This window comes from Variovorax sp. GW460-12-1-14-LB1 (assembly GCF_059423605.1).
Genome location: NZ_JBWKYF010000092.1, coordinates 1 through 20,601, shown reverse-complemented (window position 1 = coordinate 20,601; position 20,601 = coordinate 1). Strand labels below are relative to the sequence as shown.

The following is a 20,601-nucleotide window of genomic DNA, read 5'->3' as shown; positions in this document are numbered from 1 at the left end:
CCCCGTCACGCCCTGGCACCTGGCGCTGGGGCAGCGCTTCGCCACGCTGTGGGTCGTGAAGATGATCGGCACCACGCTCGGCATCTCGGGCTTCTTCGTCCTGTACTTCTGGGTGATGCACCACCCGCCCTCGGTGCCCACGGTGATGCCGCTCACCGCCATCGACCACTGGGTGGACGTGAGCGACGACGCGATGCTGCTGTACAGCTCGCTGTGGTTCTACATCTCGCTCGCGCCGGCCTTCACGAAGAACAAGGCCGAGCTGTGGGCCTGCGCGCGCGGGGCCGCGCTCATGGCGGCGGCCGGCCTGGCGGTGTTCTGGTGTTTTCCGACGGTGGTGCCGAGCTTTGCGATCGACTGGTCGCAGTACCCGGCGCTGCAGTTCCTCAAGAGCGCCGATGCGGGCGGCAATGCCTTCCCGTCGCTGCATGTGGCCTTCGCCGTGTTCGCGGCCGTATGGCTCGGCCGCCAGCTGCGCAGCGTGCAGGCGCCCGCGTGGACGCAATGGGTGAACGTGCTGTGGGCCGCGGGGATCGTCTATTCGACGCTGGCCACGCGCCAGCACGTGCTACTCGACGTGCTCGGCGGTGTGCTGCTGGCGGGCCTGGTGTGCTGGCGTCGCGCGCCGCGTGCCCGCTTGGTGCTGGCTGAGGCCTGAGCAGCGCTGTCAGGCTGGGTCCTTCAAGAACCACCGCGGAACCGGCTTTGCCGGGCCGCCGGTGGTGCCCCCGGTAGGGGGTTGGCGCAGCGACACGAAGTGCGCGCAGCCTGGGGGCGAGCCTAGTTCACCAGAAGATCCAGAGGGCGAGGCCGCCGAAGATCGTCCACTTCACGAGGTAGTACGCGCGCTTGTCCCAGGCCTTCAGGCGCTTGCCGATCACGCGGATCTGGTAGATGTACTTGAAGGCGCGGTTCAGGCCGCCCGTCTTGTCGCCCGCGTCGTTGGGCGAGGCGGCGGCGGCCAGCAGGTTCTTCGCGAACCAGCGGTTCACGGCGCTGGCCCAGCGGTACTTCAGCGGACGCTCGATGTCGCAGAACAGGATCACGCGGTCGTGGTCGGTGGTGTTCTCGGCGTAGTGGATGTAGGTCTCGTCGAACACCACGGCCTCGCCGTCGCGCCAGTGGTAGCGCTGGCCGTCCACGTCGATGTAGCAGCCTTCGACGCCCGGCGTCCACAGGCCCAGGTGATAACGCAGCGAACCGGCGAACGGGTCGCGGTGGCGCACGAGGCGGCTGCCCGGGGGCAGCTCGGCGAACATCGCGGCCTTGATGGTGCCGATGCCTTTGAGCAGCTCGGTGGTGCGCGGGCACAGCACGGCGGCCGAGGGGTGCGCCTCGTCGTACCACTTCAGGTAGAAGCGCTTCCAGCCGCTCTTGAAGAAGGAGTTGAAGCCCACGTCGTTGAACTGGCTCGAGGCCTTGATGCTGCCGCCGTTGCGCATGGCCAGCGCTTCTTCGCGGATCACTTCCCAGTTTTCCTCGAGGATGCGCATCTCGGGGAACTGCGCGGGCGACAGGTACGGCGTACCGGGCACCTTCGAGAAAAGGTACATGAAGACGTTCAACGGCGCCAGGAAGGTCGAGTGATCAGAGAGCTGTCTGAAGAACTTGTGCCGGACCTGGCCGCGGAAGTGAACGTAGAGTGCGCTGAGCACGAAGATGGCAAGAATGACCCACTTCATTGGTGAAAGTGTCCTGTAGACGAGCGCCGGGGGAGCCGGCTAGTGTAAATCCTTGCCCCGGAACAGGCCCGGCCGGGGCCTTTTCCCCCGGGCTCAGGCGCCGACGAGCAAAGGCTGCGGCACGTCGGCCTGCGCCAGCGGCAGCCGCACCGTGGCCAGCAGGCCACCGCCCGGGGCCTCGCCCAGCACCGCGTCGCCACCGTGCCGGTCGACCACCGACTTGACGATGGCCAGACCCAGCCCGCTGCCGCTTTGCGTCTGGTCGGGGTTGCGGAAGAAGCGGTCGAACACGCGCTCGCGCAGCGCGGGCGGAATGCCCGGGCCCGTGTCGGCCACGGTCAGCAGCGCCCGCGCGCCCTCGCGTGCCACGTGCACCGTCACGGTGGCGCCGCAGGGGCTGTACTTGATCGCGTTGTCGATCAGGTTGTCGATCATCGAGACCAGGCTTTCGCGCTCGCCGAGCACCGGCACGGCGTCGTCGCACACCAGTTCGAGCTCCACGCCGCGCGCACGCGCCAGGCCCTCGATCATGGCCAGCCGGTCCTGCACCAGCCCGTCGAGCGACAGCATCACGGGCAGCGCGTTGGTGGCCACCGCGTCGCTGCGCATGAGCTGCAGCAGTTGCCCCACCAGCCGCGCCGCGCGGTCGTTGCTGCGCAGCAGGTTGGCCATGAGTTCGCGCTGGCCCTCGTCGCTGCTCTGCTCCTTCAGTGCCTCGACGTTCACGCGCATGGCCGCCAGCGGCGTGCGCAGCTCGTGCGCCGCGTCGGCGATCAGGCTGCGCTCGCGCGTGGTGCTGTCGCGCACCCGCAGCAGCAGGCTGTTGATGCTCTGCACCATCGGCTTGAGCTCCTTGTGCGGCGGCGTGTACGACAGCGGCGTCAGGTCGTCGGGGCCGCGCTCGGCGGTTTCGCGGCTCACCTGGCGCCACGGGCGCAACGCCAGCCGCACCGACAGCCAGGCGGGAAAGACAAGGAACGGCAGGCTGATCACCAGCGGCAGCAGGTAGTAGCCGCGCGACAGCACGGTGACGGCCAGCCGCCACACGCTGGGCTCGGCCAGCACCACGCGGGTGTCGGCGATGGGCGAGGCCATCGTGCGCGCGCGCCACTCGCGGCCGCCCGCGACCACGGTCTCGTTGCGGTCGGGCACCGAGTTCAGCAGCACGGGCACACCGGCGCGCGAGTTGTAGATCAGCTTGCCGCGCTGCCACACCTGCATGACCGCCAGGGCTTCGTTGGTTTCGTCGCCGTCGCTGAGCGCCTCGATGAGCGCGGCGTCGAAGGCCTCGAGCGCCTCTCGTTGCCGCTCGGGTTGGTCCTCCAGCTTCTGCGCAATGGAGATCGCCGCCTTGAAGATGCTGGTGAACCGGAGCAGCCCCGGGTCCTTGTACGAGTCGTACAGCAGCAGTCCCACGGCCGAAGTCCACAGCAGCGCAACCACGGCCATCTGCGCCACCAGCAGGCGGCGCATCAGGGACGGCTGGTTCCAGTTCTTCCAGCCGCGCGCCAGCTGGCGCATCATTTCGACGGGCTCCGCACCAGCGACTGGGTGTCGATCACGTAGCCGATGCCGCGCACCGTGCGGATGTAGCCCTGCCCGATCTTCTTGCGCAGGTTGGAGATGTGCACCTCGAGCGAGTTGCTGCCGTTGGCCTGGCCACCGGGCAGCACCTGCTCTTCCATCACGCGGCGCGTGACCACGCGGCCGGTGCGCTTGAGCAACAGCGCCAGCAGGTCGAACTCGCAGCGCGACAGCTCCACCGGCTCGCCATCGACGATCACACCGCGCGTGGGTTCGTGCAGCGCCAGGCCGCGCATGCGGATGGTCTCGTCGTTGAAGCCGTAGCTGCGGCGCGCCAGGGCCCGCACGCGCGACAGCAGCTCAGCCAGCGCGAAGGGCTTCACGAGGTAGTCGTCGGCGCCGTCGTCCAGGCTGCGCAGGCGGTCGTTGAGCGCGTCGCGCGCGCTCAGCACCAGCACCGGCAGGATCTGGCGGGTGCGGCGAAGGCGCAGCAGCAGGTCGAGCCCGTCGCCGTCGGGCAGGCCGAGGTCGAGCAGCACCATGTCGAAGGCGCCGTTGTCGAGGGTGCGCAAGGCGTCGTCGAGCCGGCGGACCCACACCACGTCCAGGCCCTGGTTGGCGAGCGCAATGCGCACGCCGTTGCCAAGATCAAGATCGTCCTCAACAAGCAAAAGATTCATGGGAAGGATTCCAAGCGAACAAGCCCGGTTCCGGGAAGTGGCCGAAGTATCTGCCACACCCCGTCGCCGTGCTTCAGGAAGCCTTCATGAAGGCTGCAGGGCTTCTTCAGGCGGCGTGCCCACACTGCAAGGCTCTTACTTTCTTCTTCATGCTTGGAGCCCCGACGTGCCTCGCCCCTGTCTTTCCACGGTCCGCCCGCACTGGGCGAACCCGCTTCACTTCCAGCGCCGCGACCTGCTGCGCGCCGTGCTCCTGGGCAGCGCGGCCGGGCTGGCCGCTTGCGGCGGCGGCGGTGGTGGCAACGCCGGCCCCGCCCCCATCGGCAACGACCTTCCCGTGGCGGCCACCGACCGCCGCGTGAAAGTGTCGACCACGCCCGAGGTCTCGCTGCAGGTGCGCGACTGGCAGCGCAGCGACGACGGCGGTCCCGTGCTCGTGCTGCTCGCCGGCCTGGGCGGCAACGCGCGCTGCTTCGACAGCCTGGCGCCCGCGCTGGTCGCGGCCGGCGCCGCCTCGCGCGTGCTCGCCGTGAGCCGGCGCGGCTACGGCCTGTCGGACAAGCCGCTGCCGGTGAAGAGCGCCACGCAGCACTACGAGGTAGACACGCTGGTCGACGACCTGGCCGCGCTGTGCGATGCGCTCGGCCTCACGCGCGTGGTGCTCGGCGGCCATTCGATTGCCGGCAACGAACTCACGCGCTTCGCGGGCCGCTTTCCCGAGCGGGTGCGCGGCCTGGTGTACCTCGATACCACCTTCGACTACACGAAGGACGCCGACACCGGCGGCGAAGACCCGCCGCTGAATCGCCGGCTCGACGAGCCCGCGCCCACGCCCGAGGACGGCCGTTCGATGAAAGCAGCCGTCGCGTACCTGCGGCGCAAGTCCAAGAACTGGTGGCCGGCGCTCGAAGCCAACCTGCGCGACGCGCTCGAGGTGCAGGCCGACGGCAGCGTGCGGCCCAACACGCCCGACGCCGTGGAGACCGCGATGGACACCGCGGCCCACCGCTTCTCGCCCGACTACCGACCGGTGCGCGCGCCGGCGCTGGTGGTGACCGCGCTGCCGTTCGACCAGCGCGACCTGTTCCCCTGGCTCGAACGGCCGCTGGACGCGCAGACCGGCCAGGACGCCGCCGACTTCCTGCGCATCTTCCGCCGCGTGCGCCGCGCCGACGCCGACCGCCTCGCGGCCGCGCTGCAGACCTCGCACCGGCTCACGCTGGACCACTGCAACCACACCGACTTCTTCATGGAGCGCGAGGCCGAGGTGGTGCGCGCGATCCAGTCGATGCGCTGGGCCTGATCCTTACTTGCGCAGCAGCTTGATCAGCGCCGCGAGTTCCTCGCCGCCGAGCCCCGCCGCATCGGCGCGCCGGAACAGGCCTGCGGCAAAGGCCGGGAACTCGGTGTTGATGCCCGCCTCCTGCGCGGTCTGCAGGATGCGCTGCGTGGCCTCGACCGAGATGCGCATCGGGCTCTGCGTGATCGCGAAGTCGCCCGACTGGATCACCGCGCCCTCGTGCTGGAGAAAGCCCGCGAAGGTCGGCATGATGCCGGCCACGATGCGGCCGTACTCCGCCACGTCGAAGCCTTCGTGCTCGGCGATGCGCGCGCCGTGCAGGAAGCCGAGCATCGTGCCGTAGATGCTGGACAGCGTGGCCAGGTCCATGGCCGCGGCCGCGCTGGCCTTCTCGCCGAGGTAGACGATGCCGCCGGCCAGCACCTTCAGCAAGGGTTCGGCCTCGGCGAACACGGCCTGCGCACCCGACACCAGCAGCGGCGTGTCGGGTCGGCCCATCTGGTCCGGCGCGGCCTGGATCGCGCCTTCGAGGTACGCGGCGCCGTGGCGGTGCGCCCAGGCTTCGGCCTCGCGCGCGTCCTTCGGGCTGCCGGTGGTGAGCTGCGCGAGCAGGCGCCCGTCCATGGCGGCGGCCACACCGTCCATCGCGAAGATCGCGTCGGCGGCGCGGTAGTCGTACACGCACATCACGGCCATGCGACTCGCGCGCAAGGCCTCGGCCGCGCTGCGCGCCAGCACGGCACCGCGGGCGACCAGCGCGTCGGCCTTGTCGGCCGAGCGGTTCCACAGCGTGACCTTGTAGCCCTGGTCGAGAAAGAGCCGCGCGATGACGACGCCCATGGCGCCCAGGCCCAGAACCGAAACTTCCTTGTTGGTGTTGCTCATGGCAATCCGATGCAGTGGTGGTTGATGACGCCTGCATGGTAGAAATTACACTTCCACATGGTCAAGTACCTACGATAAAGTAAGGTACTTACCAAATGGGAAGTATTGGAATCGCAAGGAGCAAGAGATGGCAGCGAAGAAGCCCTACAACTGCGGCATCGGCCCCGCGTTCGAGGTCATCGGCGGCAAGTGGAAAGCCGTCATCCTGTGGGAGCTGCACCTGCAGCCCTACCGCTTCGGCGAGCTGAAGCGGCTGCTGCCCGAGGTCAGCGAGAAGATGCTGATCCAGCAGCTGCGCGAGATGGAAACCGACGGCCTCGTGCACCGCGAGGTGTTCCACGAAGTGCCGCCGCGCGTCGAGTATTCCGAGACCTCGCTCGGCGCCACGCTCAATGCGGCGCTGGGGCCGCTGGCCGATTGGGGCGACCGCTATGCCAAGCGCGTGGCGGCGGCGCGCAAGCAGGCCGAAGCGGCGAAGTAAGACCGGCGCCTCTGAAGGCGCGAAGAAACCGTAGCGAGCGCCCCGAGGTCGCGTCGAGGACCGGAACCGTACTCCCGTACGGTGAGGACCGCAGATGCGAGATCGGGACGCGCAGTAGGTTTATTGCGCCTTCAGTCGGCCCAGCCGGTTTCGATTTCTGTTTTCACTTCGGTCATGAGCTTGTGCACGGGGCACTTGCCCGCCACGCGCAGCAGCTCGTCGCGTTGCGCCTCGGTCAGCTCGCCCGTCAGGCGCAGGCCCGACTTCAGGCGGTAGATGCCCTTGCGCTCCTCGCTGTCGTCGCGGTCGACCACGACCTCGATGTCTTCCACCGGAATGCCCTTGCGGCGCGCATAGAGCAGCACCGTGAGCGCCTTGCAGGCCGCCAGCGACGCGTCGTACAGGTCGTGCGGCTCGGCGCCACCGTCACTGCCGCCGCCCGCGGGCGAGGCATCGACGGGGATCTCGTGGTTGCGGATCTTGAGGATGTGGCGCGTGCCGGTGGTGCCGTCGCGGCGGATCGAGAGGGTCATGCCGATGTCCTTGAAGGGGTGGAAAGAAAGCTCAGGCCAAGTCTTTCACATACAGGATGGTCGTGAATCCGCTGTGCCATTCGAGGTCGGGGTAGCGGCCGGCCTCGCGGTAGCCGAGCGCGCGATACAGGCCCTGGCTCTGCGTGTTGAAGGTGTCGGTCTCGAGCCGCGCCTGCGCCACGCCGTCGGCGCGCATGCCGGCTTCGGCAAAGGCCATGAGCGCGCGGGCGATGCCCTTGCGCTGGTGCGCGGCGGGCACGTGCAGGGCCTGCACGAAGTCGTGCTCCCAGTGCACCATGCCGACCACCTCGCCCTCGATTTCCGCCACGAAGAAGGCCGGGCCGCTCTCGTCGATGTAGCCCACGGGCTCGCCGCTGTCGGCATAGGCCCTGGCGGCCTCGGGCGTGAGCTGCGGCAACCAGGTGCTCGCGAAGGTGTCGTCGAGGATGGCCTTCACGGCGTCGAAGTCGGCCAAGCGCCAAGGCCGGATGGCAACGGCGGCGGCGCTCACCGGTCCACCGCCAGCATCAGCGTTTCCTTGATCTCTTCCATCACCACGTAGCTGTGCGACTCGGCCGCCACCGGCAGCTTCTTGAGGATGTCGCCCAGCAGGTGCCGGTACTCGCTCATGCCGCTCAGGCGCGCCTTCACGAGGTAGTCGAAGCTGCCCGACACCAGATGGCATTCGAGCACCTCGGGCATGTGCAGCAGCTCCTGCTTGACCTTGTCGAACACGTCGCCCGACTTGGCCGAGAGCTTGATCTCCACGAACACCAGCAGCGTCTTGCCCAGCGCCTCGGGCGACACGTGCGCGTGGTAGCCCGTGATGACGCCGTCGCGCTCCATGCGCTTGACGCGCTCGGCGCAGGGCGAGGCCGACAGGCCGATGCGCTCGGCCAGTTCGGTCATGGAAATGCGGCCCTGGCGCTGCAGCAGGTCGAGGATCTTGCGGTCGATTCGGTCGAGTTCGGGCATTTCACTCCGCGCGGGGCCTTGGACGGTTTTCGGCAGCGATTTTCACGGCCAAAGACCTAAAAACAATGGAATCCACTGCATTGTGCACTTTAGATTCACATCATTCCATTCAGATCAGCGGATACACCATGAAAGTCATCGTTCTCGGCGGCGGCGTGATCGGCACCACCACGGCGTACTACCTCGCGCGCTCCGGCGCCGAAGTCACCTTGCTCGACCGGCAGGCCGGTCCGGCCGAGGAAACGAGCTTCGGCAACGCCGGCCAGGTGTCGCCCGGCTACTCGACGCCGTGGGCCGCACCCGGCATTCCGCTGAAGGCGATCAAGTGGATGTTCCAGAAGCACGCGCCGCTGTCGATCCGCCCTGACGGCACGCTGTTCCAGCTGCGCTGGATGGCTGCCATGCTGCGCAACTGCTCGCCCGAGCGCTACGCCGTGAACAAGGAACGCATGATGCGCGTGGCCGAATACAGCCGCGGCTGCCTGCAGCAACTGCGCGCCGACACCGGCCTGCAGTACGAGCACCGCACCGGCGGCACGCTGCAGCTGTTCCGCACGCAGGCGCAGCTCGACGCGGTGCAGCGCGACATCGCCGTGCTCGAGGAATGCGGCGTGCCCTATGAACTGCTCGACCGCGACGCCCTGGCGCGCGTCGAGCCCGGCCTGGCCGGCGCGCGCGAGCGCCTCACGGGCGGCCTGCGCCTGCCCAACGACGAAACCGGCGACTGCCACCTGTTCACGCGCGGCCTCGCCGAGATCGCACACGGCCTGGGCGTGGACTTCCGCTTCGGCCAGACCATCGACGGCCTGGAGACCGACGGCGGCCGCATCACCGGCGTGCGCACGCGTGCCGGCAAGATCCTTACGGCCGACCGCTACGTGATGGCCTTCGGCAGCTACTCGCGCGCCGCCATCGCTTCGCTGGGCCTGGACATCCCGGTGTACCCGGTCAAGGGCTACTCGCTCACGGTGCCGCTGCTCGACGAATCGCTCGCGCCGCAATCGACCGTGCTCGACGAAACCTACAAGGTGGCCGTCACGCGCTTCGACAACCGGATCCGCGTGGGCGGCATGGCCGAGCTCGGCGGCTTCGACCTGCGCCTGAACCCGGCGCGCCGCGCCACGCTCGAGAAAGTGGTGAGCGACCTGTTCCCGGGCGGCGACCTGCCCAACGCCAGCTTCTGGACCGGCCTGCGCCCGATGACGCCCGACAGCACACCCATCGTCGGCGCCACGCGCTACCCCAACCTGTTCCTGAACACGGGCCACGGCACGCTGGGCTGGACCATGGCCTGCGGCTCGGGCAAGCTGATCTCGGACCTCGTGACGGGCCAGCGACCGGAGATCCGCACAGATGGATTGGCGATGGACCGCTACACGCAAGGCCCGTCGCGCTCGGCGCGCCCGAACCCGACGACGGCGCCGGCCTGACCGACGCCTGGGATGCGACGGGCCGCCCGGGCCCGCGCTGACCTACTCGTCGCTGGCGTCGTTGCCCGTCATCGCGAGCACCTCTTCGACAAAGGCCTCGAAGCGCGGCAACGCGGCAGGCAGCCCGTCGAGCGAAGCGGCTTCGCCCGCATCGAAGAAATGCGGCGCATCGGCGGGCATGGCGACCCATTCCCCGCCTTCGACCAACAACCCCAGATACCCCTCCGCCGTCGGCAGGTAGAACAGCCCCGCGCTGTCGAGCACACGCTGGCCTTCGGCCTCGCCGCGCCCCCAGCGCACGCCGTGGCGCGCGAGGTGGTCGCTGATCCAGCCGTCACACACGTGCGTGTCGCGCCAATTGGCCTGGCCATCGAATACGGCGAGCACGGGCATGGGGCGTCCTTCGCTGAAGCGTGATCGATTACTGCAGGAAGCTGGGCTTGGCGTAGCCCTGGAACTTGCTGTCGACCACCGTCTTGAATTCCTTCGAGCGGTAGGCCTCGGCGATGTCCTTGGCCCAGGCGGCGTTCTTGTCGGCGCTCTTCACGGCGACCACATTCAGGTAGTAGTCGGGCGTCTTCTCGAGCACCACGGCCTCGGTGAGCTTCAGGCCCGACGAGATCGCGAAGTTGCCGTTGACGATGGCGTACTCGGTGTCACCCAGCGAACGCGGCAGCTGCGCGGCCTCGAGCGGAATGAACTTGAGCTTCTTCGGGTTCTCGGCCACGTCCTTCTCGGACGCGCGCAGCGGATCGATGCCGGCCTTGATCGTGACCAGCTTGTTCTGCTCCAGCAGCACCAGCGCGCGCGCCAGGTTGCTCGGGTCGTTCGGCAACGTCACGCGGTCGCCTTCCTTCACGTCGGCCAGCGTCTTGCGCTTGGTCGAGTACACGCCCATGGGCGCGATCGGGCCCTGCACCAGCTCGGCGAGGTCGAGCTTCTGGTCGGCCGAGAACTTCTGGAGGTAGACCCGATGCTGGAAGAAATTGGCGTCGAGCGAGCCCTGGGCCAGCGCGAGGTTGGGCTGCACGTAGTCGTTGAACTCGACCAGCTTCACCTTGTAGCCCTTCTTCTCGAGGATCGGAATGATGCCGGCCTTGAGCTGGTCGGCGTTGGAACCGGCGGTGCCGCCGATCACGAGGTTCTTCTTGGCGTCCTGCGCCTGCGCCGACAGCGAGAGGCCGCCGAGCGACAGCGCGACGAGGGAAACGGCGAGGACGGAACGGCGCAGCAGTGCGGTTTTCATGGAGTGAACAGAAAGATGAGAGAGGAAAGGAAAAATCAACGCTTGTCGAGCCGGCGCGCCGTGGTGTTGCCCACGAACTGCAGGATCTGCACCAGGACCACGAGCAGCGCCACGGTGAGCACCATCACGTCGGTCTGGAAGCGGTAGTAGCCGTAGCGGATGGCCAGGTCGCCGATGCCGCCGCCGCCCACCACGCCGGCAATCGCCGAGTACGACAGGAAGCTCACGGCCAGCACGGTGAGCGCGAGCACCAGCCCCGAGCGCGCCTCGACGATCAGCACGCGCCAGACGATCTGCAGCTCCGACGCGCCCATGGCATGCGCCGCCTCGATCACGCCGCGCGGCACCTCGCGCAGGCACTGGTCGACCAGCCGCGCGAAGTACGGGATGGCCGCGAACGACAGCGGCACCGCGGCCGCCAGCGGGCCGATGGAGGTGCCCGCGATGATCCGTGTGAACGGCACCAGCGCCACCAGCAGGATGATGAACGGGAAGGAACGCACCGTGTTCACGATCCAGTTGAGGATGTGGAACGCCGGCTTGTTCTCGAGCGACTGGCCCGGGCCGAGCAGGAACAACAGGATGCCCAGCGGCCCGCCGATGAGCACCGCCGCCGACAGGCCGATGGCCAGCATCAAGAAGGTCTGGCCCGTGGCCGTCCACAGCTCGGGAAGGATGGGGGTGATGTTCTCAAACATAGGCCAGCTCCTGCGCGTTGCGCTGTGCGGTCGCCACGCGCGGCGCCACGGGTTCGCGCGCCTCGCGTTCGCGGCGGCGCACCAGTTCGTCGATCTCGCGGCCCAGCGCGGTCTTGCGTTCCTCGCTCGGCGCATCGACGGCGAACTGCTCGATGAGACGGCCCTTTTCGAGAATGGCCACGTTGCGGCACAGCACCTCGACCACCGAGAGCTCGTGCGTGACGATCACGATGGTCACGCCGATCTTCTGGTTGATGTCGCGCAGCGTCTCGAGCAGCGCGCGGGTGGTTTCGGTGTCGAGCGCCGAAGTGGGCTCGTCGCACAGCAGCACCTGCGGGCGCGGCGCCAGCGCGCGGGCGATGGCCACGCGCTGCTTCTGGCCGCCCGAGAGCTGAGCCGGGTAGGTGTCGATCTTTTCGGCCAGGCCGACGAGGTCGAGGCACTCGCGCACCCGCTCGTTGATCTCGGCCTTGGAGTGACGGCCGTGGATCTTCAGCGGGAAGGCCACGTTGTCGAACACCGTGGCGTTCTGCAGCAGGTTGAACTGCTGGAAGATCATGCCGATGTTCTGGCGCGTGTCGCGCAGCTCGCGGCGCGAGAGCGTCGTGAGGTCGCGCCCGCCGACGAACACCCGGCCCGCATCGGGCCGCTCCAGCAGGTTGATGAGGCGCAGCAAGGTCGACTTGCCGGCGCCGCTCTTGCCGATGAGGCCGAACACGTCGCCCTGCTGGATCTCGAGCGAGAGCGATTGCACGGCGTCGAACACCTCGCCGCTGGGCAAGGCAAACGACTTCTGCACCGATTGAAGACGGATGACCGGCGCCGCGTTGCCGCGTGCCGCATCAGGCGAAGGGAAGGTCATGAAAGAAGGCGCGGGCCGCACAGGCGCGACCGCGCAGGTTCGCAAAAAGGTGCCGAGTATGAAAAGAAACAAGCCGAAAGGGAACGAACAAATCGGCTCGTGCTTATATGAAAAATCAGATAAGAAAGACCACATGGAGCGAGTGGACGCCATATCGATATGAGGATTGGTTCGTTCCCGATCCGCGGCGGCAATGCCACATTCGGCGCCTTCATTTCTTCGATTTCGCGCCACCATGCATTCCACTTTCCGCCGCCGCGGCCTCGTGCTCGCCACCCTCGTCACCGCCCTTTTCGCTGGCAACGCCGCCTTTGCGCAGGACAACAAGAACACCGTCAAGGTCGGCATTTCCGTCGGCAGCGCCGAGCAGGTGTTCGAGGTGGTCAAGAAGGTCGCCGCCAAGGACGGCCTGACCGTCCAGGTCGTGGTGTTCAACGACTACCAGCTGCCCAACGCGGCGCTGGCCGCCGGCGACCTGGACGCCAATGCCTTCCAGCACCAGCCCTTCCTGGACAACCAGATCAAGGCGCGCGGCTTCGACCTCGTGCCCGTGGGCCTGACCATCACCGCGCCGCTGGGCTTCTACTCGCGCAAGATCAAGTCGATCGACCAGCTGGCCGACGGCGCCTCGGTCGGCATCCAGAACGACCCGTCGAACGGCAACCGCGCCCTGCTGCTGCTGCAACAGGCCAAGCTCATCACCCTCAAGCCCGAGGCCGTGAAGAACAACAACGCCACGCCGCTGGACGTGGTGACCAACCCCAAGAAGCTCAAGCTGGTGTCGCTGGACGCCGCCCAGCTGCCGCGCTCGCTCGACGACCTGGCCATTTCGGCCATCAACAACGACTACGCCGAGAAGGCCGGCCTGTCCTTCGGCAAGGACGCCGTCATCAAGGAATCGGCCCAGAGCCCCTACGCCAACCTGATCGCCGTGCGCCGCGCCGACAAGGACAAGCCCTGGGCCAAGCGCCTCGTGGCGGCCTACCAGTCGCCGGAGGTGCGCAGCTTCATCGAGACGCAGTTCAAGGGGTCGTTGATTCCGGCGTTCTGATTTCGGTCCCCGCGCCTTCCCCCCGAGAGGGAAGGCGCAATACAGGGGCGCTGCCTGGCGGGTTGGCGGACCGTGAGAAAATGACGGGTTCCCCCGAACACCAACCTCACACAGTCAGGACACCCCATGGACGCAGAACAGATCAACCAAATCGGCGCAATGCTCGCGGACCTGAGCGTCCGTACGGTCGATTTACGGAGGTATCTTTGACTACGATGCCAAAGCTGAACGACTGAGGACAGTCAACGCATCGCTCGAAGACCCGAACGTCTGGAACGACCCCAAGAAGGCCCAGGAACTGGGCAAGGAAAAGAAGTCGCTCGACGACGTGGTCGTCACGCTCGACCGGCTCACCAACGGGCTGTCGGACAACACCGAGCTCTTCGAGATGTCGAAGGAAGACGGCGACCTCGATGGCCTGCAGGCCATTGCCGATGACGCCGCCACGCTCGAAGCCGACATCAAGCAGCTCGAATTCCGCCGGATGTTCAACAACCCGGCCGACCCGCTGAACGCCTTTGTCGACATCCAGGCCGGCGCCGGTGGCACCGAGGCCTGCGACTGGGCCAGCATGCTGCTGCGCCAGTACCTGAAGTACGCCGAGCGCAAGGGCTTCAAGACGCAGATCGAAGACGAAACGCCCGGCGACACCGCCGGCATCAAGGGCGCGACCATCAAGGTCGAGGGCGACTACGCCTTCGGCCTGCTGCGCACCGAGACCGGCGTGCACCGCCTGGTGCGCAAGTCGCCGTTCGACTCGTCGGGCGGGCGCCACACCAGCTTCGCCTCGATCTTCGTGTACCCCGAAATCGACGACTCGATCGAGATCGAGATCAACCCTTCGGACGTGCGCACCGACACCTTCCGCGCCTCGGGCGCCGGCGGCCAGCACATCAACAAGACCGACTCGGCCGTGCGCCTGACGCACATCCCGACCGGCATCGTGGTGCAGTGCCAGGACGGCCGCAGCCAGCACAGCAACCGCGACGTGGCGTGGAAGCGCCTGCGCTCGCGCCTGTACGACCACGAGATGCGCAAGCGCCAGGAAGAACAGCAGAAGCTCGAGGACAGCAAGACCGACGTGGGCTGGGGCCACCAGATCCGCAGCTACGTGCTGGACAACAGCCGCATCAAGGACCTGCGCACCAACGTCGAAGTCTCGGCCACGCAGAAGGTGCTCGACGGCGACCTCGACGTGTTCATCGAAGCCTCGCTCAAGCAAGGCGTCTGACCGATGAGCCTGAACACCGGCAGGGTCGAAGCCCTGATCTTCGACATGGACGGCACCATGATCGACTCCATGCCCTGGCATGCGCGCTCGTGGGTGACCTTCGCGCAGCGCCACGGCGTGCAGCTCGACGTGAGCGAGATCCTCGCGCGCACCACGGGCCGCACCGGCACCGAGAGCATGCGCGAGCTGTTCGAACGCGAGCTCTCCGATGCCGAGTGCCAGGCGATGGTGCACGAGAAGGAAGAGATCTACCGCGAGCTCTTCCACGACAACTTCACCGAGGTGGCGGGCTTCACCGCCTTCGCCAAGGCCGCGGTGGCACGCGGCCTGAAGGTGGCGGTGGGCACGGCCGGCGACCGGCACAACATCGCGTTCGCCATGTCGCGCCTGAAGATGGACCCGCTGCCGCTGGCCATCGTCGGCGGCGACGAAGGCTTTTCGGGCAAGCCCACGCCCGCGATCTTCCTGGAAGCCGCGCGCCGCATCGGCGTGGCGCCCGAGCGCTGCATCGTCTTCGAAGACGCGCCCTTCGGCATCGAAGCCGCCCGCCGCGGCGGCATGCGCGCCGTGGCCGTGTGCAGCACCCATACGGCCGCCGAGCTGGCCGGCCCCCACGTGATCGCCGCCGTTCGCGACTACAACGAACTGGCCCATTCGAATTTTCTGGAGACCCTCGATGCTGCTTCAGCGTGACGCCCAAGGGCAACCCATTGCCATCCGCCGCGAAGACTATGCCGCGCCGGCGTTCTGGATCGACACCGTCGACCTGACCTTCGACCTCGACCCCGCCAAGACCCGCGTGCTCAACCGCATGCAGCTGCGCCGCAACCCCGAGGTGCCGGCCCAGCCGCTGCGCCTGGACGGCGACGAGCTCAACCTGGCGCGCGTGCTCGTGAACGGCCAGGGCGCCTCGTTCCGCATGGAAGGCGACCAGCTCGTCATCGACGGCCTGCCCGACGCGTTCGAGCTCGAACTCTTCACCACCTGCTGCCCCATCAAGAACACCAAGCTGATGGGCCTGTTCGTGAGCGAAGACACCTTCTTCACGCAGTGCGAGGCCGAGGGCTTTCGCCGCATCACCTACTTCCTCGACCGTCCCGATGTGATGGCGATGTACACCGTCACGCTGCGCGCCAGCAAGGCCGCCTACCCGGTGCTGCTGTCGAACGGCAACCTGGTCGACCAGGGCGAACTGCCCGAGGGCCGCCACTTCGCCAAGTGGGTCGACCCCTTCAAAAAGCCCAGCTACCTGTTCGCCCTGGTGGCGGGCAAGCTCGTGGCGCGCGAGCAGCGCATCACCGCGCGCAGCGGCAAGGAGCATCTGCTGCAGGTGTACGTGCGCGCCGGCGACCTCGACAAGACCGAGCACGCCATGAACTCGCTGGTCAACTCCGTGCTGTGGGACGAAGCCCGCTTCGGCCTGCCGCTGGACCTCGACCGCTTCATGATCGTGGCCACCAGCGACTTCAACATGGGCGCCATGGAGAACAAGGGCCTGAACATCTTCAACACGAAGTACGTTCTGGCCAACCAGGCCACCGCCACCGACGCCGACTACAGCAACATCGAAAGCGTGGTCGGCCACGAGTACTTCCACAACTGGAGCGGCGACCGCGTGACCTGCCGCGACTGGTTCCAGCTGTCGCTGAAAGAAGGCCTCACCGTCTTCCGCGACCAGGAGTTCAGCCAGGACCTGTGCGCCGACGCCTCGGCCCGCGCCGTCAAGCGCATCGAAGACGTGCGCGTGCTGCGCACCGCCCAGTTCGCCGAAGACGCCGGCCCCATGGCCCACCCGGTGCGGCCCGACAGCTACATCGAGATCAGCAACTTCTATACCGTCACCATCTACGAAAAGGGTGCCGAGGTCGTTCGCATGATGCAGACGCTGGTCGGCCGCAAGGGCTTCGAAAAGGGCATCACCCTGTACTTCGAGCGCCACGACGGCCAGGCCGTGACCTGCGACGACTTCGCCCAGGCCATTGCCGACGCCAACCCCGACTCCGAACTGGCCCGCCTGCTGCCCCAGTTCAAGCGCTGGTACAGCCAGGCCGGCACCCCCCGCCTGGCCGCGCACGGCGTGTACGACGCGCAGAACCGCAGCTACACCCTGAGCGTGGTGCAAAGCTGCCCGCCCACGCCGGGCCAGCAGACCAAGGAACCCTTCGTCATTCCGCTGAACATCGGCCTGCTCGACGCCGCCACCGGCCGCGAACTGCCCATGCAGCTCGAGGGCGAAAGCGACGTGGCACGCGGCACCCGCACCATCGTGCTGTCGCGCGCCGGCGAGCAGATCACCTTCGTGGGCCTGGACGCCGAGCCCGTGCCGTCGATCTTGCGCGGCTTCAGCGCGCCGGTGATCCTCGACTTTGCGTACACCGACGCCCAGCTGCTCACCCTGCTGGCCAACGACCCCGATCCGTTCAACCGCTGGGAAGCCGGCCAGCGCCTGGGCCTGCGCGCCGCGCTGCAAGCCATTGCCGCGCACGCCACCGACACCACGCCGGTGCTCAACGACGCCTACCTCGACGCCATGCGCGGCGTGCTGCGCCACCCGCAGCTCGACGCCGCCTTCAAGGAACTGGTGCTCACGCTGCCGTCGGAAACCTACATTGCCGAGCAGCTCGACGTGGTCGATCCGCAGCGCGTGCACCTCGTGCGCGAAGCCATGCGCGCCCAGCTCGCCACCGCCCTCTTCGCCGACTGGGAACAGGCCTACGAAGACAACAAGGACACCGGCGCCTACACGCCCGACCCGACCTCGTCGGGCCGCCGCGCGCTGGCCGGCATGGCGCTCAACTTCCTGTGCCTGGCGGCGCGCGCCTCGGGCGACACCGTGTGGCCCGGCAAGACCCTGCAGCGCTTCAAGGACGCGGGCAACATGACCGACCGCTTCAACGCGCTCAACGCCCTCGTGTCGTCGGGCCACACCCTGGCGGCGCAGGCGCTCGCGCGCTTCCACGCCATGTTCAAGGACGAGGCGCTGGTCATCGACAAGTGGTTCTCGCTGCAGGCCGGCGCCAGCGACCGCGGCGGCGACATCCTGCCGCTGGTCAAGCAGCTCATGAAGCACCCCGACTTCTCGCTGAAGAACCCCAACCGCGCACGCAGCGTGATCTTCAGCTACTGCAGCGGCAACCCCGGCGCCTTCCACCGCGCCGACGCGGCCGGCTACGTGTTCTGGAGCGAGCGCGTGATCGAGCTCGACGCCATCAACCCCCAGGTGGCCGCACGCCTGGCGCGCGCACTCGACCGCTGGAGCAAGCTGGCCGAGCCGTACCGTAGCGCCGCACGCGAAGCCATTGCCCGCGTGGCCGCCAAGCCCGACCTCAGCAAGGACACCCACGAAGTCGTGACGCGCGCCCTCGCCGGAAACTGAACCCACTGAACCCCACAAGATCCATGGCTCAACAAAAAATCTCCTTCACCCGCTACCTCGTCGAGCAGCAACGCGCCGACGGCCTCATTCCCGGCCAGCTGCGCCTGTTGCTCGAAGTGGTCGCCCGCGCCTGCAAGAGCATCAGCCAGGCCGTCAACAAGGGCGCGCTGGGTGGCGTGCTCGGCACCGCCGAGAGCGAGAACGTGCAGGGCGAAATCCAGAAGAAGCTGGACATCATCGCCAACGAAGTGCTCATTGAAGCCAACGAATGGGGCGGCCACCTCGCGGCCATGGCCAGCGAAGAGATGGAAACCATCCACGTGGTGCCCAACCGCTACCCGCAGGGCGAATACCTGCTCATGTTCGACCCGCTCGACGGCAGCAGCAACATCGACGTCAACGTGAGCATCGGCACCATCTTCAGCGTGCTGAAGAAGCCCGACGACACCCCCGGCGTGCAGGAAGCCGACTTTCTGCAGCCCGGCACCCAGCAAGTGGCTGCCGGCTACTGCATCTACGGCCCGCAGACCACCCTGGTGCTCACCGTGGGCAACGGCGTGGCCATGTTCACGCTCGACCGCGAGCAAGGCAGCTTCGTGCTCACGCAGGAAGACATCCAGATTCCGGCCGATACGAAAGAATTTGCCATCAACATGAGCAACATGCGCCACTGGGACGAGCCCGTGAAGCGCTACATCGACGAATGCCTGGCCGGCAAGGAAGGCCCGCGCGGCAAGGACTTCAACATGCGCTGGATTGCCAGCATGGTGGCCGACGTGCACCGCATCCTGATGCGCGGCGGCGTGTTCATGTACCCGTGGGACAAGCGCGAGCCCGAAAAGGCCGGCAAGCTGCGCCTGATGTACGAGGCCAACCCCATGAGCTGGCTCGTCGAGCAGGCCGGCGGCGCAGCCACCAACGGCAAGCAGCGCATCCTCGACCTGAAGCCCACCAAACTGCACGAACGCGTGAGCGTGATGTTGGGTTCGCGTCACGAAGTCGAGCGTTTGACGCAGTACCACGCCGAGAAGCCTTGATTTCTTGGCTATAATCTGAGGCTTCGCCGGTGTAGCTCAGTCGGTAGAGCAGCTCATTCGTAATGAGAAGGTCGGGTGTTCGATTCATCTCTCCGGCACCAAATAAAAAGCCCGCTATTCAAAAGATAGCGGGCTTTTTCCGTTTCGCTCCCAGCGCCCATGGTGATGCCCCACGCCGACGCCAAGCGCTTGTCTCGCCAACTGCGGGGCCCACGCATCGCGACTGAAGCCAGGCTGACACCGAGTTCATCCCGATGGCTAGTTACGGCAGCGCTCTGATATGCATCGACCGGGGGTGATGAAGCAGATCGCAGGGTACTTGGACCTGAATATCGCTGCCGCCAAAGCGGCGAGACAAGACATTCTTTGCAAGCCTCTAGCCGAGCCAGATAACAACCACGATTTCATCCCTAAGCACGCGGTGTCCTTTGACGACTAGTCTTGCGTGATGTCAGTGAGGCGGACTCCGGAAGAGACAACGACGTACTCGCGATCGTTGAGTTTCTCTACCATCCCACCAGGATTTACTGTGTACTGAGCGTCGCCGCTCACGATGGCTACGCGACCAGGAAATGGCGACGATTGAGGCTTGCTCCACTCCGTTACTTCCACGAACGAGCCGTCAGGCGCTTGAAGTTGAAGGGTCCCTTGAATTTTCCAGTCGCGCATGAAAGTCTCCGAGATGGTGGGGGCGCTCGGCATAGTACAACTCCGATCCATCACGGCCCAGACATCCGAAACGAGCCGTCCATTAACTTGGTTTATTCATCTCGGGTTTCCCCCAATTGGGCTTATTCGACAGCTCCTCAGCTATTGGGCGCCGATGTTGGCGTGATGAGGAATCCAATGGCAGACTTTAAAAGTGGCGATGTCGTCCAGTTGAAAAGTGGCGGACCAGTGCTTACCGTCGTAGAGCCGATTACAAAGAATGGCAAGGTGCGGTGCTACTACTTCAGCGCCGATGCGCTGAAGGATGTGTACTTGGAGCCCGAGACTCTGCGGGTATTGCCCACTTAGTTCGGCTCACTCTGAACACGTGACCATTGCTACTCCCAAGCCCACAAGCCCGCGGCCCTACACCCGACTCAAACGCCCATTCTGAAGGTCAAGGCAAACCTGGGGAAGCGGAGGCACGGCCGGTCGGGTGTGGCGAAGGGCGACCGGGAGGGGCTAGCCTACCTTTACTGCAGCCACGAAGAGTCCACCTGCTACTTTCGCGCGCGGTTGTCGTCCCCTGCTGCGCTCACGTAGACGCCGGCGCGTCCGCTGCGTTGATCCGTCTCAGCAGTTGCTGCGCAAGCTCTGCGACTTCGCCAGCCAGGTCTGAGGCGATCCACATCACGTGGTCTCGGTGCACAGCACCGATCGCATCGAACCATTCACTGCAGTCTCCGTAGCAACAGCTCAGCAGCGATTGCAGCTGGGACGACTTCTTCTCGAGAAGGTCGGCCGCGTCGGGGTTGGTTGCCCTGAGGGAATCGGGCGTGGTCTGCCCGGCGATAATTTGATCAGCCATTTGGTGTGCGCTCTTTCTGGGCTGCTGCCGGTTTCGTGGACACCGACCTAAGCTTTTTGAGCTTTCTCGAACTGTATCGGACTGACGTAGCCGA

The 20,601-nt window shown here is 66.6% G+C and carries 23 protein-coding genes and 1 tRNA gene; 12 read left to right on the top strand and 12 right to left on the bottom strand.

Annotation, left to right across the window (positions count from 1 at the left end):
• Positions 1-658, top strand: a 658-nt coding sequence (locus tag AC07Y4_RS29445; RefSeq protein ID WP_495275489.1) for a phosphatase PAP2 family protein, incomplete at its 5' end; no start/stop codon positions are given.
• A 127-nt stretch (positions 659-785) separates the two neighbouring features.
• On the opposite strand, the gene lpxO is transcribed toward AC07Y4_RS29445, so the two are convergent.
• The 3 genes from lpxO to AC07Y4_RS29430 form a co-directional block, all read right to left on the bottom strand.
• Positions 786-1,682 carry a lipid A hydroxylase LpxO gene (gene lpxO / locus AC07Y4_RS29440; RefSeq protein ID WP_070062382.1) on the bottom strand — a complete coding sequence of 299 codons (897 nt, stop codon included), beginning with the start codon at positions 1,680-1,682 and terminating at the stop codon, positions 786-788.
• 93 nt (positions 1,683-1,775) lie between these two features.
• Positions 1,776-3,206, bottom strand: a complete 1,431-nt coding sequence (locus AC07Y4_RS29435; RefSeq protein ID WP_159275735.1) for a sensor histidine kinase — start codon at positions 3,204-3,206, stop codon at positions 1,776-1,778.
• Positions 3,203-3,886 carry a response regulator gene (locus AC07Y4_RS29430; protein WP_062473337.1) on the bottom strand — a complete coding sequence of 228 codons (684 nt, stop codon included), beginning with the start codon at positions 3,884-3,886 and terminating at the stop codon, positions 3,203-3,205. The genes AC07Y4_RS29435 and AC07Y4_RS29430 overlap by 4 nt, the downstream gene beginning before the upstream one ends.
• 166 nt (positions 3,887-4,052) lie before the next feature.
• On the opposite strand from AC07Y4_RS29430, the gene AC07Y4_RS29425 reads away from it, so the two are divergent.
• Positions 4,053-5,189, top strand: a complete 1,137-nt coding sequence (locus tag AC07Y4_RS29425) for an alpha/beta hydrolase (protein ID WP_495275488.1) — start codon at positions 4,053-4,055, stop codon at positions 5,187-5,189.
• Between the two features lie 3 nt (positions 5,190-5,192).
• Here AC07Y4_RS29425 and AC07Y4_RS29420 read toward each other — a convergent pair whose 3' ends face one another.
• Positions 5,193-6,071, bottom strand: coding sequence for an NAD(P)-dependent oxidoreductase (locus AC07Y4_RS29420; protein WP_095746355.1), 879 nt, complete (start codon positions 6,069-6,071; stop codon positions 5,193-5,195).
• A 127-nt stretch (positions 6,072-6,198) separates the two neighbouring features.
• Between AC07Y4_RS29420 and AC07Y4_RS29415 the strand changes: the two genes are divergently transcribed.
• A complete protein-coding gene (locus tag AC07Y4_RS29415; RefSeq protein WP_062473331.1) occupies positions 6,199-6,552 on the top strand; it encodes a winged helix-turn-helix transcriptional regulator in 354 nt (117 codons plus the stop codon).
• 131 nt (positions 6,553-6,683) lie between these two features.
• Here AC07Y4_RS29415 and AC07Y4_RS29410 read toward each other — a convergent pair whose 3' ends face one another.
• Genes AC07Y4_RS29410 through AC07Y4_RS29400 form a run of 3 tightly spaced genes read right to left on the bottom strand, consistent with a single transcriptional unit; the run spans position 6,684 to position 8,060 of the window.
• Positions 6,684-7,085 carry an OsmC family protein gene (locus tag AC07Y4_RS29410; RefSeq protein ID WP_062473329.1) on the bottom strand — a complete coding sequence of 134 codons (402 nt, stop codon included), beginning with the start codon at positions 7,083-7,085 and terminating at the stop codon, positions 6,684-6,686.
• A 31-nt stretch (positions 7,086-7,116) separates the two neighbouring features.
• On the bottom strand, positions 7,117-7,596 hold the full coding sequence (locus tag AC07Y4_RS29405; protein WP_495275487.1) for a GNAT family N-acetyltransferase: 480 nt from the start codon (positions 7,594-7,596) through the stop codon (positions 7,117-7,119).
• Positions 7,593-8,060, bottom strand: coding sequence for an Lrp/AsnC ligand binding domain-containing protein (locus tag AC07Y4_RS29400; RefSeq protein WP_062473326.1), 468 nt, complete (start codon positions 8,058-8,060; stop codon positions 7,593-7,595). Before AC07Y4_RS29400 ends, AC07Y4_RS29405 begins: the two co-directional genes overlap by 4 nt.
• A gap of 128 nt (positions 8,061-8,188) precedes the next feature.
• Here AC07Y4_RS29400 and AC07Y4_RS29395 point away from each other — a divergent pair, with 128 nt between their 5' ends.
• Entirely contained in the window at positions 8,189-9,490 is a 1,302-nt protein-coding gene (locus AC07Y4_RS29395; protein ID WP_495275486.1) for a D-amino acid dehydrogenase, read from the top strand.
• Positions 9,491-9,532: 42 nt separating this feature from the next.
• Here AC07Y4_RS29395 and AC07Y4_RS29390 read toward each other — a convergent pair whose 3' ends face one another.
• The 4 genes from AC07Y4_RS29390 to AC07Y4_RS29375 are packed head-to-tail and all read right to left on the bottom strand — an operon-like array spanning position 9,533 to position 12,296.
• Positions 9,533-9,883 (bottom strand): hypothetical protein, encoded by a 351-nt coding sequence (locus tag AC07Y4_RS29390; protein ID WP_495275485.1) that lies wholly within the window; start codon positions 9,881-9,883, stop codon positions 9,533-9,535.
• Positions 9,884-9,911: 28 nt separating this feature from the next.
• On the bottom strand, positions 9,912-10,736 hold the full coding sequence (locus tag AC07Y4_RS29385) for a MetQ/NlpA family ABC transporter substrate-binding protein (RefSeq protein ID WP_062473320.1): 825 nt from the start codon (positions 10,734-10,736) through the stop codon (positions 9,912-9,914).
• 35 nt (positions 10,737-10,771) lie between these two features.
• Positions 10,772-11,434, bottom strand: a complete 663-nt coding sequence (locus AC07Y4_RS29380; RefSeq protein ID WP_062473319.1) for a methionine ABC transporter permease — start codon at positions 11,432-11,434, stop codon at positions 10,772-10,774.
• On the bottom strand, positions 11,427-12,296 hold the full coding sequence (locus AC07Y4_RS29375; RefSeq protein ID WP_070062373.1) for a methionine ABC transporter ATP-binding protein: 870 nt from the start codon (positions 12,294-12,296) through the stop codon (positions 11,427-11,429). Before AC07Y4_RS29375 ends, AC07Y4_RS29380 begins: the two co-directional genes overlap by 8 nt.
• Here AC07Y4_RS29375 and AC07Y4_RS29370 point away from each other — a divergent pair.
• The 8 genes from AC07Y4_RS29370 to AC07Y4_RS29335 all read left to right on the top strand — a co-directional run bounded on the left by AC07Y4_RS29370 (position 12,295) and on the right by AC07Y4_RS29335 (position 20,008).
• Positions 12,295-12,459 carry a hypothetical protein gene (locus tag AC07Y4_RS29370; protein ID WP_172438457.1) on the top strand — a complete coding sequence of 55 codons (165 nt, stop codon included), beginning with the start codon at positions 12,295-12,297 and terminating at the stop codon, positions 12,457-12,459. The genes AC07Y4_RS29375 and AC07Y4_RS29370 overlap by 2 nt on opposite strands.
• Before the next feature lie 72 nt (positions 12,460-12,531).
• Entirely contained in the window at positions 12,532-13,347 is an 816-nt protein-coding gene (locus AC07Y4_RS29365) for a MetQ/NlpA family ABC transporter substrate-binding protein (protein ID WP_492743189.1), read from the top strand.
• 126 nt (positions 13,348-13,473) lie between these two features.
• Positions 13,474-14,578 (top strand): peptide chain release factor 2 gene (gene prfB, locus AC07Y4_RS29360; protein ID WP_095950518.1). Its coding sequence is split into 2 segments (ribosomal slippage): positions 13,474-13,554 and positions 13,556-14,578, totalling 1,104 coding nucleotides; the frame shifts between segments, so codons are not numbered across the junction.
• 3 nt (positions 14,579-14,581) lie between these two features.
• On the top strand, positions 14,582-15,271 hold the full coding sequence (locus AC07Y4_RS29355; protein ID WP_070062371.1) for an HAD family hydrolase: 690 nt from the start codon (positions 14,582-14,584) through the stop codon (positions 15,269-15,271).
• The gene (gene pepN / locus AC07Y4_RS29350) at positions 15,255-17,954 is read left to right on the top strand and encodes an aminopeptidase N (protein ID WP_495275484.1); all 2,700 of its coding nucleotides are present in this window, start codon (positions 15,255-15,257) and stop codon (positions 17,952-17,954) included. The genes AC07Y4_RS29355 and pepN overlap by 17 nt, the downstream gene beginning before the upstream one ends.
• 23 nt (positions 17,955-17,977) lie before the next feature.
• Entirely contained in the window at positions 17,978-18,991 is a 1,014-nt protein-coding gene (locus AC07Y4_RS29345; protein WP_056571748.1) for a class 1 fructose-bisphosphatase, read from the top strand.
• A 25-nt stretch (positions 18,992-19,016) separates the two neighbouring features.
• Positions 19,017-19,092: transfer RNA gene (locus AC07Y4_RS29340), tRNA-Thr, on the top strand.
• Positions 19,093-19,825: 733 nt separating this feature from the next.
• The gene (locus AC07Y4_RS29335; RefSeq protein ID WP_495275490.1) at positions 19,826-20,008 is read left to right on the top strand and encodes a DUF2158 domain-containing protein; all 183 of its coding nucleotides are present in this window, start codon (positions 19,826-19,828) and stop codon (positions 20,006-20,008) included.
• Positions 20,009-20,234: 226 nt separating this feature from the next.
• Here the strand turns inward: AC07Y4_RS29335 and AC07Y4_RS29330 are convergent, their stop codons facing one another.
• The gene (locus AC07Y4_RS29330) at positions 20,235-20,507 is read right to left on the bottom strand and encodes a hypothetical protein (RefSeq protein WP_495275483.1); all 273 of its coding nucleotides are present in this window, start codon (positions 20,505-20,507) and stop codon (positions 20,235-20,237) included.
• Positions 20,508-20,601: the final 94 nt, after the last annotated feature.